Origin of the sequence: Mycobacterium sp. pW045, from assembly GCF_041287085.1 — a bacterium.
In the GTDB taxonomy this organism is placed as follows: Bacteria; Actinomycetota; Actinomycetes; order Mycobacteriales; family Mycobacteriaceae; genus Mycobacterium; species Mycobacterium algericum_A.
Genome location: NZ_JBGGKU010000003.1, coordinates 210,214 through 222,475 on the forward strand (window position 1 = coordinate 210,214; position 12,262 = coordinate 222,475).

General features: G+C 70.7%; 10 protein-coding genes. 7 read left to right on the plus strand and 3 right to left on the minus strand.

Features of this window, described 5'->3' with window-relative positions:
- Nucleotides 1–17: 17 nt before the first annotated feature.
- From ACAG20_RS05820 to upp, 4 genes are all read left to right on the plus strand, one after another.
- Complete coding sequence (locus tag ACAG20_RS05820; RefSeq protein WP_370491884.1) at nucleotides 18–1,493, plus strand: PE-PPE domain-containing protein; 1,476 nt, start codon at nucleotides 18–20, stop codon at nucleotides 1,491–1,493.
- A 200-nt stretch (nucleotides 1,494–1,693) separates the two neighbouring features.
- Complete coding sequence (locus ACAG20_RS05825; RefSeq protein ID WP_370491885.1) at nucleotides 1,694–3,109, plus strand: PE-PPE domain-containing protein; 1,416 nt, start codon at nucleotides 1,694–1,696, stop codon at nucleotides 3,107–3,109.
- Between the two features lie 4 nt (nucleotides 3,110–3,113).
- Nucleotides 3,114–4,490: a PE-PPE domain-containing protein gene (locus ACAG20_RS05830; RefSeq protein ID WP_370491886.1), complete on the plus strand. Its 1,377-nt coding sequence runs from the start codon at nucleotides 3,114–3,116 to the stop codon at nucleotides 4,488–4,490.
- Between the two features lie 18 nt (nucleotides 4,491–4,508).
- Nucleotides 4,509–5,132 carry a uracil phosphoribosyltransferase gene (gene upp, locus ACAG20_RS05835; protein WP_112687350.1) on the plus strand — a complete coding sequence of 208 codons (624 nt, stop codon included), beginning with the start codon at nucleotides 4,509–4,511 and terminating at the stop codon, nucleotides 5,130–5,132.
- A 91-nt stretch (nucleotides 5,133–5,223) separates the two neighbouring features.
- On the opposite strand, the gene ACAG20_RS05840 is transcribed toward upp, so the two are convergent.
- Nucleotides 5,224–6,834, minus strand: coding sequence for a phospho-sugar mutase (locus ACAG20_RS05840; protein WP_370491887.1), 1,611 nt, complete (start codon nucleotides 6,832–6,834; stop codon nucleotides 5,224–5,226).
- A 103-nt stretch (nucleotides 6,835–6,937) separates the two neighbouring features.
- Between ACAG20_RS05840 and ACAG20_RS05845 the strand changes: the two genes are divergently transcribed.
- Nucleotides 6,938–8,440: a glycosyltransferase family 39 protein gene (locus ACAG20_RS05845; protein ID WP_370491888.1), complete on the plus strand. Its 1,503-nt coding sequence runs from the start codon at nucleotides 6,938–6,940 to the stop codon at nucleotides 8,438–8,440.
- Between the two features lie 21 nt (nucleotides 8,441–8,461).
- On the opposite strand, the gene ACAG20_RS05850 is transcribed toward ACAG20_RS05845, so the two are convergent.
- Complete coding sequence (locus ACAG20_RS05850) at nucleotides 8,462–9,250, minus strand: purine-nucleoside phosphorylase (protein ID WP_370491889.1); 789 nt, start codon at nucleotides 9,248–9,250, stop codon at nucleotides 8,462–8,464.
- Nucleotides 9,251–9,293: 43 nt separating this feature from the next.
- On the opposite strand from ACAG20_RS05850, the gene ACAG20_RS05855 reads away from it, so the two are divergent.
- Complete coding sequence (locus tag ACAG20_RS05855) at nucleotides 9,294–10,472, plus strand: amidohydrolase (protein WP_370491890.1); 1,179 nt, start codon at nucleotides 9,294–9,296, stop codon at nucleotides 10,470–10,472.
- A 200-nt stretch (nucleotides 10,473–10,672) separates the two neighbouring features.
- Nucleotides 10,673–11,572, plus strand: a complete 900-nt coding sequence (locus ACAG20_RS05860) for a DUF559 domain-containing protein (RefSeq protein WP_370491891.1) — start codon at nucleotides 10,673–10,675, stop codon at nucleotides 11,570–11,572.
- A gap of 166 nt (nucleotides 11,573–11,738) precedes the next feature.
- On the opposite strand, the gene ACAG20_RS05865 is transcribed toward ACAG20_RS05860, so the two are convergent.
- Nucleotides 11,739–12,230, minus strand: coding sequence for a gamma-glutamylcyclotransferase (locus tag ACAG20_RS05865; RefSeq protein WP_112688591.1), 492 nt, complete (start codon nucleotides 12,228–12,230; stop codon nucleotides 11,739–11,741).
- Between the last annotated feature and the right edge of the window lie 32 nt (nucleotides 12,231–12,262).

Sequence of the window (12,262 nt, forward strand, 5' to 3'; positions counted from 1 at the left end):
GGGTCGGGGAGGCGGCGATGACGACTATGCGATTACGTCAGCTGGGGGCGGCGGTATCGGCGGTGCTGTGCGCCGTCATGGTGGCCGCGACGCCCACACACCCGGGCGCCGGTTTCGGCGTGGACCAGCTCACCGCCCGGCTGCGGCTGCTGGCAGACGAGGGCTGGATCATGAGTGGCACCGGCGTGCCCGACCCGACCGTGGGCTCCTACTTCAGCCAGATTCTGGCCGGCTATCTGCAACCGGCCTCGCCGCACTTCGACGGCCAGCCGAGCTTCCCCGGCTACAACTTCGTCGGCCTGACCACCCCCGAGCAGTTCTGCCCGTTCGTGTGCCTGCCGGATCAGCCGCCGCTCAACTTCGGCGACTCGCTGGACGCCGGTGTCGCCGCGCTGCACCAGTCGATCCTGCCGCAGCTGCTGGCCGGCGATAACGTCACGGTGTTCGGTTACTCCCAGAGCGCCGCCATCGCCACCATCGAGATGAACGCCCTGATCGCCAACGCCGGGTCGGACGGTTACCCGGGCATGGATGCGCTGGGCAATCTCCACTTCGTGCTGATCGGTGATCCCAACAACCCGAGCGGCGGCATCCTGGACCGCTTCCAGTTCCCCGATGGCCAGCACATGCCGTTCGTGAACATCCCGCTGAGCCTGGCCGCCACCCCCACCGAACACATCTCGTCGGACATCTACACCGGCGAGTACGACGGCTGGGCGAACTTCCCGCAGGACCCGACCAACCTGCTGGCCGTCATCAACGCCCTGATCGGCATCCTGACGGTGCACCCGTACTACCCGCTCTACAGTGCCGAGCAGTTGGCCAGCGCGGTCAACGTCGGCACCATCGGCGACGCCGACTTCTACATGATCCCGCAGAACCTGCCCATCCTGCAGTTCATGTTCAACGGCGGGACCGCCGGCCAGTTCTTCGGCGACTTCTTCTCACCGTGGGCGAGGTTGGTCATCAACTGGGGCTACGGCAATGCCGGCAACCCGGACGTCAACGGGATGTACCAGATCGCCGGCGGCGAGTTCATCAACGGCAGCCCGTATCAACAGGCGTTCGGGGTGGCCGGGGGACCGTGGGCGATGACGCCGACCGGCGAGCTCTACGACGGCTCCGGCGTGGCGGGGCTGTTCATGAAAATGGACCCGTTGCAGATGCTGGCCGGCACCCAGAACGCGCTGATCCAGAGCCTGGTCGGGCCGTGGGCGGATGTCGCCGCCGCGGCCAACGGCGGTGTGTTGAGCACCTCGGACATCAGCACCATCACCGGCGTCACCGACTTCCTGCAGGTCATCACGGGTTATGACCTGGTCAACTCGATCGACAAAGTCGTGCTCGACGGCTGGAGCAGCCTGACGGACTCGCTGGACCTGACCGACACGCTCGGTCCCGACGCGGTGCTGAGCGGAGTCGGCGTTCCCGGCGACGGGCTGCTGGGCCTGGTCAGCCTGGGTTTCGACCTGTTCAACTTCTTCGGCGCTTAGCGGCGCGACGGGCGAGTCGGCGCAGACGCCAGTAGGACGTCCGTCCACCGTGATGAACGACTGGACCATCATTGTGGAGTTGACAACGCGCGCTTTCTTTATAGGCTCTACGCTGAATTCCGCCTTATAGATCCATGTGAAGTCGTCAGGCGGGGTCCCACTGCGACTAATGGCGTGACGCGACGACCCGGGAGGCCCGAATGACGGCTACACGACTGCACCGGTTGGGTGCGACGGCACTGGCGGCGCTGTGCGCGGTGCTGCTCGGGTTGTCGTCGCTGCTGGCGCCGACGCTGGCGTCTCGGCTGGAGAAGGCGATCGCCGAGATCGTGCTGCTGGCCGGCGGGGGCTGGATCATGACCGGCACCGGCCAGTCCGACCCGACCATCGGCAACTACATGGACGTGGTGCGGGACTTCTACCTGCAGCCGTTGGCGCCGTGGTTCGCCGGGCAGACGGTCTTCCCCGACTACACGTTCGAGGGCCTGATCACCCCCGAACAGTTCTGCCCGATCGTCTGCCAGCCGTTGCCGGTCCCGCAGCTGGACTTCGCGGCCTCGCTGGCGGAGGGCTCCGCCAACTTGGACGCGGCGATCCGCCCGCAGCTGGAGGCCGGCGAGCAGGTCACGGTGTTCGGCTACTCGCAGAGCGCCGTGGTCGCCACCCTGGCGATGCAGAAGCTGCTCGCCGACGTGCCGGGCGGCTCCTACGACCCCGACAACCTGCACTTCGTGCTGATCGGTGACCCGAACAGCGCGATCGGCGGCATCCTGAGCCGGCTCGACTTCGCCGACGGCTTCGACGGGAACATGCAGCACATCCCGTTCCTGGGCATCCCGCTGGGCATCGGGGCGGGTCCGACCGACTTCGCGGCCAGCATCTACAGCACCGAATACGACGGCTGGTCCAGCTTCCCGCAGGACCTCAGCAACCTGCCGGCGGTGATCAACGCGCTGATGGGCATCCCGGCGGTGCACGGCGCCTACTTCAACGACAACCTCGGCAACGCGATCGACCTCGGCTCGATCGGCGGGAACGACTTCTACATGCTTCCCACCGCCCAGTTGCCGATACTGGGACCGCTTTACGGGCTCGGCGACTTCGGCAAGCTGGCCGGTGACGCGCTGGCGCCGTTGCTCAAGCTGGTCATCGACTGGGGTTACGGCAACCCGGGCGCCCCGGATGCCGGCATCACCGTCGACGGTGTCGGCCCGATCGGGGCGGCCGGCGCCTGGGCGGTCACCGCGACCGGTCAGCTGTCGGAGGACACCGGCGTTGCCGGGTTCCTGCTGCGGATGGACCCGCTGCAGATGCTGGCCGGCCTGCAGTACGCCGGGGTGCAGAGCCTGACCAACACCATCAACAACCTGCTGGACTTCGCCGGGCAGGACCCGCTGTCGCAGTCGGTGGTCGACACCCTGCTGGGCGGCTACAACCTCACCCTCGAGCTGGACCAGCTGCTGCTCAACGGGTGGCAGGACCTGGCCACCGAGTGGAACCTGCTCGACGTGCTGGGGCCGGACGCGATCTTCAACGGTGCGCCGCTGATCTCCGCGCAGCCGCTGCTGGACCTGCTCGGGGTGGGCTTCAGCATCCTCAACTACCTCGACGCCTGATCCGATGCGACACCGGCGTCTGCTGGGGGCAGCACTGCTCGCAGCGGCGTCGGTGGCGGCGGCCGGTGCGCCGGCCGGGCCTGGCCCGCAGTTCCGGCCCGACGTGGTGCTGCTGGCCGACGAAGGCTGGATCATGGGGCCGACCAGCATCCCCGACCCCACCGTCGGCGGCTACCTGGAGTCGGTGCTGGACCGGTTCCTGCAACCCGTCACGCCGTGGTTTCCCGGGCAGCCGACGTTCCCGGGCTACCGGTTCGAGGGCTTGGTCACCCCCGAGCAGTTCTGCCCGCTGGTGTGCCTGCCGCCGCCGAATCCCTACCTGACCTTCGCCGAGTCGGTGGCCCGCGGCGTCGACATCCTGCACGACGCCATCGTGCCGCAATTACAGGCCGGCGATCACGTCACGGTGTTCGGCTACTCGCAGAGCGCCACCATCTCCACCCAGGAGATGATCAACCTGCTCGCCGAGCCGCCGGGCGGCGGCTATGACCCCGACAACCTGGACTTCGTGCTGATCGGCAACCCCAACAACCCGCTCGGCGGGGTGCTGACCCGCTTCCCGGCCTGCCCGCTGTTGAGCGACCAGCCGGTGCACCTGCCGTTTTTGGGCATCCCGCTGAGCATCGGGCCCACCCCGACCAGTGGGTTCGACATTGACAGCTACACCGGCGAGTACGACGGCCTGGCCAACTTTCCGCAGGACCCGGCCAACCTGCTGGCCATGCTCAACGCGCTGATCGGCACGGCGACCGTGCACTTCTCCTATCTGGAGTTCGACAACCTCTCCGAGACCGTCGAGCTGGGCACCATCGGTGACACCGACTTTTACCTGATCCCCCAGCAGCTGCCGATCCTGTGGCCGGTCTATGCGCTCGGTGACATCGGCAAGGTCGTCGGCGACGCGCTGGCGCCGTGGCTCAAGCTGGTCATCGACTGGGGCTACGGCAACCCGGGCGACCCGTTCGTGGGCGTCAACGGAACCGACGCGGTGGGGCCCTGGGCGGTCACCGCCGGCGGGCAGCTGGCCGAGGGCTCCGGCGTCGCCGGGTTCCTGCTGCGGATGGATCCGCTGCAGATGCTGGCCGGCGTGCAGTACGCCGCGGTGCGCAGCGTCGTCGACCCGGTCAATGCCCTGCTGGGCTTCGCCGGGCACGACCCGCTGCCCGATTCGCTGGTCGAGGCCCTGCTGACCGGCTACCGGCTCACCAACGAGGTGGACGCCGCGCTGCTGGACGCCTGGCAGCAGCTGGCGGTGACCCTCGGTGTGGCCGACTGGCTCGGCCCGGACGCGGTGTTCAACGGCGAACCGCTGCTCTCGCTGGAGCCGCTCCTGGACATGGGTGCGGTGGTCTTCGAGATCCTCAACCTGCTCGGCGCATGACCCGTAGGGTTTGAGCCCGTGACTGTCCGTGTCGTCGACCATCCGCTGGCCGCGGTCCGGCTGCGGTCGCTGCGCGACGAGCGCACCGGCAGCGCCGGATTCCGGGCGGCGCTGCGCGACCTGACCTGGATGCTGGTCTACGAGGCGACCCGTGAGACGCCCTGCGAGCAGATCGCCGTGCGCACCCCGGTGGCCGACACCGTCGGTGCGCGGCTGGCCTGCCCGCCGCTGCTGGTGCCGGTGCTGCGCGCCGGGCTGGGTATGGTCGACGCCGCGCACGCCCTGATCCCCGAAGCCGAGGTCGGATTCGTCGGTGTGGTGCGCGACGAGGCCACCCACCAACCGGAGCCGTACCTGGCGTCGCTGCCGGTGGACCTGAGCGGCCGGGGTGTCATGGTTCTCGACCCGATGCTGGCCACCGGCGGCTCGATGGCCCACACCCTGGGACTGCTGATCGAGCGCGGCGCCGCCGATATCACCGTGCTGTGTGTGGTGGCGGCACCGGAAGGCATTGCGGCGCTGAAGAACACCGCCGCCGACGTGCGGTTGTTCACCGCCGCGATCGACGACGGGCTGAACGAGAACGCCTACATCGTCCCGGGGCTCGGCGATGCCGGCGACCGGCAGTTCGGGCCGCGCTGACCCCCTTTCGCCGAGCGTGCGTGTTTGTACGCTGCTGTTCGGCGTGTCGCGTACAAGCACGCACGCTCGGCGCATGGTTGACGCCGGCGCCCTACCAGCTGCGGACCTCCGCGGCGACGGCCGCGCACAGCCGCGACGCCTCGGCGCGGTCGCCGGCCACATCATCCGACGGCGGCCGGGTCACTTCGAGGTAGCACTTGAGTTTGGGCTCGGTGCCCGACGGCCGCACCACCACCCGCACCGAGGTGCCCTCACCCACCCCGCTGAACTCCAGCGCATCGGTGGCCGGCCCGCGGCGGTGCATCAGATCGGTTGCGGTCACGGTGAATCCGGCCAGTGACGCCGGCGGGTCGGCGCGCAGCCGGGCCATCACCGCGGTGGCCTCGGCCAGGTCGGCGACCCGGCGCGACACCGCCTCGGTGACGTGCACGCCGTGGCGGCGGGCCAGCTCATCGAGCGCCGCGGGCACCGAGGAGCCCTGATCGCGCAGCGCCGCCATCAGGTCGCAGGACAGCACCGCGGCGGTGATGCCGTCCTTGTCGCGCACCGCATCCGGGTCGACGCAGTAGCCGATCGCTTCCTCGTAGGCATAGACCAGCGTGGCACCGGGCAGGCCGGCATCGGCGCGAGCCAGCCACTTGAACCCGGTCAGCGTCTCCACGTGGCGAGCCCCGTAGTGGTCGGCGATGCGCGCCAGCAGCTGCGACGACACCACGGTGCTGGCGACCACCGCATCGGAGACCCGCTGCCGGGGCAGCCGTGAGAGCAGGTAATCGCCCAGCAGCCAACCGGTCTCATTGCCGGTCAGCATCCGCCAGCCGGCCGGTCCGGGGATGCCGACCGCGCACCGGTCGGCGTCGGGATCCAATGCGATCGCGATGTCCGCGTCGACGTCGGCGGCCAGTTCCAGCAGCTCGTCGGAGGCGCCCGGCTCCTCCGGATTGGGAAAAGCGACGGTGGGGAAATCCGGATCCGGTTCGAACTGGCTTGTCACGGTGTGGATGTCGGTGAATCCCGCGGCGCGCAGCACGGCGACGGCCAGCGCGCCGCCCACGCCGTGCAGCGGGGTCAGCGCCACCCGGACCGGGCCGCGGTGGCGCCGCACCGTTGCGGCCCGCCCGAGGTAGCGTGTCACCAGCTCGTCGCCGGCGGGCGGCACCGGACGGCGGGGGATCGCATCGGCCGGCGGAGCCGCGGCCATCGCGGCCTCGATCTCGGCGTCGACGGGTGAGACGATCTGCACCCCGCCGTCGAAGTACACCTTGTAACCGTTGTCGCCGGCCGGGTTGTGCGAGGCGGTGATCTGGATGCCGGCCGCCGCGCCGGTCTGGCGCACCGCGAACGCCACCACCGGAGTCGGCAGCGGATCGGGCAGTCGCACCACCGAAAACCCGGCGGCAGCAAGCACTTCGGCGGCCGCGGTCGCGAAAGTCTCCGAGCCGTGGCGGGCGTCGCGACCGACCACCACCGTCGCACCGGCGTGCCGGTGCGCCTGCAGCACCGTGGCGACGGCCCAACTGGCGCGCAGCACCACGGCCAGGTTCATCGCGTCCGGTCCGCCGCGCACCGGCCCGCGCAGGCCAGCCGTGCCGAACCGCAGCGGCGCCGCGAACCGGGCGGCGGTCTGCTCGGCGTCCCAGCCGGCCACCTCCGCGGCGGTCACCGGGTCGGGGTCGTGGGCGATCCACTCGTCAGGCGTCACAGCGTCGATTGTGGTCGATCCGCGCCAAACCCCTGGCAGACATCTGTCAACCACTTGATACGCTTCTCCACTTTGTATGCCGAAAACCGAGGATGGAGTGCCTTTGAACCGCCCGACAGCGCTGCCGGTGGACCGTTCGACAGCGCCGTCGGTGGACCGCTCGACCCTGTTGCCGGTCGCCGTCGTGGTGGCGGTCGCCGCGGCCGTCCACGGCGCGGTGGCGATGCGATACGGCTGGCATCCCGACGAGTTCTATTACGTGGTCGGCGGCCGGCACCCGGCGTGGGGGTATGTCGACCACCCGCCGCTGGTGCCGCTGCTGGCGCGGGTGGCCGCGCTCGGCGGCCTGGCGGGCCTGCGACTGCTGGCCATCGCGATACACCTCGGCTGCATCGTGCTGGCGGCGCTGCTCGCCGCGGAGTTCGGCGGGCGGCGTACTGCGCAGGCGATCACCGCGGCGGCCGTCGCCGGCAGTCCGCTGTTCATGGGCGCCGCGATGTTCTTCGGGACCACCGTGGTCGACCAGCTGATCTGGATCGCGGTGCTGCTGCTGGTGACCCGCGCGCTGCGGGTCGGCACGGTGCCGGCCTGGCTGGCGGCCGGCCTGGTCGCCGGCATCGGACTGGAGGCCAAACAGACCGTTGCGCTGCTGCTGGCCGGCATCGCGGTGGGCCTGGCGCTGTTCCGGCGGGAAGCGCTGCGCACACCGGGGCCGTGGCTGGCTGGCGCCGTGGCCGCTGCGCTGGCCGCCCCGAACCTGATCTGGAACGCGCAACACGGCTGGCCGAGCCTGCAGTTCGCCCAGGCGATGTCGGTTCGGATGGGCGGACCGCTGGGATCGCTGACCCAGGTGCCGCTGCTGCTGCTGTTGTACGCCGGCCCGCTGTTGGTGCTGCTGTGGGTAATCGGCGGCGGCTGGCTGGCGTCCCCGGCCGGCCGGGAGTACCGCTGGATTCTGGCGGTGCCGGTGGTGGCGGTGGTGCTCTGCGTCATCAGCGGCGGCCGTGCCTACTACGCGGGCCCGGCGCTGGTCGCGCTGTTCGCCGCCGGCGCGGTCCGCGTCGAGGCCGGGAACCCGGATCGGCCGCCGCGCGGCTGGGTGGTGGCGTTGATCGCCTCGTTCGTGGGCGCGGCCGTGTGCTGCTTGCCGGTGCTGCCGCCGGCGGCCGCCATGACGATGCGGAAGGTCAACCCGATTCCGTTGGAGACCTACGGCTGGCCGCAGTTCGTCACCCAGGTGGCGGCCGCGGCATCGTCGCTGCCCCCCGAGGTGCCGATCTTCACCAGCAATTACGGCGAGGCCTCGGCGCTGACGATCCTGGGCCCCGGCGCCGGCATCGACCGTCAGGTGGTCAGCGGCGACGGCAGTTTCGCCCACTGGGGGCCGCCCGCCGGCAGCGCCGATACCGTGCTGTGCGTCGGACGGTTCCCGGTGCCGAAGCTGCGCGAGTACTGGTCCCAGGTCAGCCAGTTGCGGTCGATCAGGTTCCCCGGCGGGGTGCGCAACGGCGAGAGCGCCGCCAAGATCTACCTGTGCCAGGGTGCGCGGGGCAGCTGGGAGACGATGTGGCCGCGGATGCGGCACAGCTCCGGCGTCGGCTACTGAGCCGACACGGCCGCGGGGGACTCAGAGCCGGGCTATGACGTCGGCGAGCAGCGCGCCCATCCGGCCCGCCGACTCGCGGCCGGCGGCCAGCACCTCGGCGTGGCTGAGCGACTCGCCGGTGATCCCGGCCGCCAGGTTGGTCACCAGCGACAGGCCCAGCACCTGCGCGCCGGCCGCCCGCGCCGCGATGGCTTCGTGCACCGTCGACATCCCCACCAGGTCGGCGCCCAGGGTGCGCAGCATCCGGATCTCCGCCGGCGTCTCGTACTGCGGGCCGGGCATCCCGGCGTAGACGCCCTCGGCCAGCGTCGGGTCCACCTGCTGGGCCAGGGCACGCAGCGCGGGGGTGTAGGCGTCGACCATGTCGACGAAGTGGGCGCCCTCCAGCGGTGAGCGCCCGGTCATATTGAGGTGGTCGCTGATCAGCACCGGCTGGCCGACTTCGAACCGTTCGCGCAGGCCGCCGGCGGCGTTGGTCAGCACTACGGTGTTGGCGCCGGCCGCCACCGCCGTGCGCACCGGCCGCACCACATCGACCAGCGGGTGACCCTCGTAGGCGTGGATCCGTCCGACCAGCACCAGCACCTGGTGGGTGCCGATCGGGACCGACACCAGTTCGCCGAGGTGGCCGGCCGCAGTCGGCGCGCTGAACCCGGGCAGGCCGGCCATCGGTAGCGTCGCGGTCGGTGTGCCCAGGGCCGCCACCGCCGGCGCCCACCCCGAACCGAGCACGATCGCCACGTCATGCGAGTCGACGCCGGTGCGCCGGGCCACGACCGCCGCGGCCTGAGTCGCGAGCGGAACCGTCACAGCCCGTGAGTTTAGTCGGGTGCCACGGTGGGATACTGCCTGAATGTCCTCAGCTCCCGCGTCGCACGCCGCCGAGGCGTGGTTGGCGGTCAACGCCGACGAGCTGGTGGCCTGGCGGCGGCATCTGCACCGCCACCCGGAGCTGAGCCGGCAGGAGTTCGCCACCACCCAGTTCATCGCCGAACGCCTGGCCGGCGCGGGCCTCAACCCCAAGGTGTTGCCCAGCGGAACCGGACTGGTTTGCGATTTCGGCCCGGAAGAGGGCCCGCGTATCGCGTTGCGCGCCGACATCGACGCGCTGCCGATGACCGAGCAGACCGGGGCGCCGTACTCCTCGCTGGTGCCCGGAGTGACGCACGCCTGCGGTCACGACGCGCACACCGCGATCCTGCTGGGCGCCGCGCTGGCGCTGGCCGCAGCACCGGAGTTGCCGGTCGGAGTGCGGCTGGTGTTCCAGGCCGCCGAGGAACTGATGCCGGGTGGGGCCATCGACGCGATCGCCGCCGGGGTGCTGGCCGGGGTCAGCCGGATCTTCGCGCTGCACTGCGACCCGCGGCTGCAGGTCGGCCGGGTGGCCACCGTGCCCGGGCCGATCACCTCGGCGGCCGACACCATCGAGATCACCGTCGGCGGGCCCGGCGGGCATACCTCGCGGCCGCACCTGACCGCCGACCTGGTCTACGGGCTGGGCACGCTGATCACCGGGCTGCCCGCCGTGCTGTCGCGGCGCATCGACCCTCGCAACAGCACCGTGTTGGTGTGGGGGGCGGTCAACTCCGGGGCGGCCGCCAACGCGATCCCGCAGGCCGGACGGTTGGCCGGCACGGTGCGCACCGCGAGCCGTGACACCTGGATGGCGATGCAGGGCATCGTCGAGGACGCGGTGGCGCACCTGTTGGCGCCGTTGAACATCCAGCACACGCTGTACTACCACCGCGGGGTGCCGCCGGTGGTCAACGAGGCGGTGTCCACGCGGATGCTGACCCGCGCGATCGAGACGGTCGGGCCGCACGTGCTGGCCGAAACCCGGCAGTCCGGCGGGGGCGAGGACTTCTCCTGGTATCTGGAGCAGGTTCCGGGTGCGATGGCCCGGCTCGGGGTGTGGCCGGGCAGCGGGCCGCAACTGGACCTGCACCAGCCGACGTTCGACCTCGACGAGCGGGCGCTGGCGATCGGGGTCAAGGTGATGGCCGGCATCATCGACCAGGCCGCGCTGCCCTGACCCGGTCGCGCGCCCCCTCTCGGCCGCGCCCTCTTTCGGCCGAGCGGGCGTGTTTGTCCGCCGACACGCCGCAAATTCTGTACAACTGTGCACGCTCGCGGCGCCGGCGGCTGTGCACAGTTCGGCCGCCGTCCACAATTGGGGCCGGCCGGACGGGATGAGGCACTCCGCTATCACATCGGACGCCGACGATCGGCGGCATGGACAACCGATTGCGGACGCTGCTCGACCGCCAGGGCGGGGTGGTGACGTCCGCTCAAGCCCTCACGATCCTCACCCGCCGCGCGCTCGAAGCCGAGCTGAGACGTGGCCCGCTGCAAAAGATTTGGTATGGCATCTACGGCGCCGACGGCGACTGCGACGGCGAGCCGAGCGACGAGTTGCGGCTGCGCGGGCTGGACCTGGCGACGGGCACCACGGTCGCGGTGTGTCTGGGTACCGCGGCCGCGTTATACGGCTTCGACACCGAGGAGCCGGTCGATCTGCACGTGCTCAACCCGCCGGATCGACAGCTGCGATCGGCCGACGGGCTAGTGGTGCACCGGCGCGAGGGCGCACCGCTGAGCGAAGTCGCCGGCCGGCCGGCGACAGCGCCGGCGTGGACCGCGATCGAGGTGGCCCGCTCACTGCGCCGTCCCCGAGCGTTGGCGACGTTGGATGCCGCGCTGCGCAGCCGCACCTGCTCGCGCCGCGAACTGTGGCGCGCCGCCACCCGGCAGGCCGGCCGACGCGGCATCGTGGACGTGCGCGATCTGCTGCCGCTGGCCGACCCGCTGGCGGCTTCGGCGATGGAGAGCGAGTCGCGGCTGATGATGATCGACGCCGGTCTGCCGGTGCCGGTGCTGCAGTACGAGATCCTGGATCGCAATCACCGGATCTGGCGGGTCGACTTCGCGTGGCCCGAGCAGCGGGTGGCGGTCGAGTACGACGGGGTCGTCTGGCATGAGGGGCCGGAAGCGTTCGTCTACGAGCGGCAGCGACGTGCCGCGTTGCAGGAGCTGGGCTGGGTGGTGATCCCGATCATCGCCGACGATGTACGACGCCAGCCCTGGCAGACCGTCCGCCGCATCGAGACGCACTTGGCCCGCGCCGCCGCCTAGACCGGCCCGCATCCCCGAATCCGCCCGCGCCCCTGATTCGGCCCGCGCCCCCGACTCCGCCCGCGCCCCTGATTCCGCCCGTGAGGGTGCACAGTTGTACGAGCACACCGGCGTGTCGCTGTGCAAACACGCCCGCTCGGCCGAGCGGGCGCTCGCGCACGGGGAACTAACTCCCGGGGCCGATGTTGCGGGCCGGGCGGGTCTGCAGATTGCGCACGTATTCCTCCGGCGCGCCGGCGATCTGGGCGGCCTCGGCCACCACGCCGAGGTAGCGCGCCGACGGCAGCCCACCCTCCCAGGCGTCCACCACGTACAGCCAGGCCAGCACCGGTTCGGGCTTGCTGTCCACCGGATCCGACGTGATGCCGTCCACCCGGTCCACCCGGCAGCGGATCTTCTTGTGGATGCCGAAGTCCGAGCCCTCCCAGCGATCCAGGTTCTGCTCGTCCTCGGGGGTCACGTCGTAGAGGACGACGAACACGCTTGACCCCGGATCCTCGACCACGGTCGCCAGGGCACCCTCCCAGCCGATGTCCTCGCCGGCGAACGTCAGCCGCCAGCCGTGTATCCAGCCGGTTCCGGTCATCGGAGAGTGCGGTGCCCGCTGCAGCATCTGTTCGGGATGCATGTTTGACCCGTAGGCGGCGTAGAGCGGCACGGCAGAAAGCTTAAACGTCGTGTCGAGGATAA

Bases quoted from the DNA above. Each gene is read 5' to 3' on its own strand.
- ACAG20_RS05825 (WP_370491885.1), top strand. From the start codon at position 1,694: ATGACGGCTACACGACTGCACCGGTTGGGTGCGACGGCACTGGCGGCG.
- ACAG20_RS05860 (WP_370491891.1), top strand. From the start codon at position 10,673: ATGGACAACCGATTGCGGACGCTGCTCGACCGCCAGGGCGGGGTGGTG.
- ACAG20_RS05820 (WP_370491884.1), top strand. From the start codon at position 18: ATGACGACTATGCGATTACGTCAGCTGGGGGCGGCGGTATCGGCGGTG.
- ACAG20_RS05830 (WP_370491886.1), top strand. From the start codon at position 3,114: ATGCGACACCGGCGTCTGCTGGGGGCAGCACTGCTCGCAGCGGCGTCG.
- ACAG20_RS05855 (WP_370491890.1), top strand. From the start codon at position 9,294: ATGTCCTCAGCTCCCGCGTCGCACGCCGCCGAGGCGTGGTTGGCGGTC.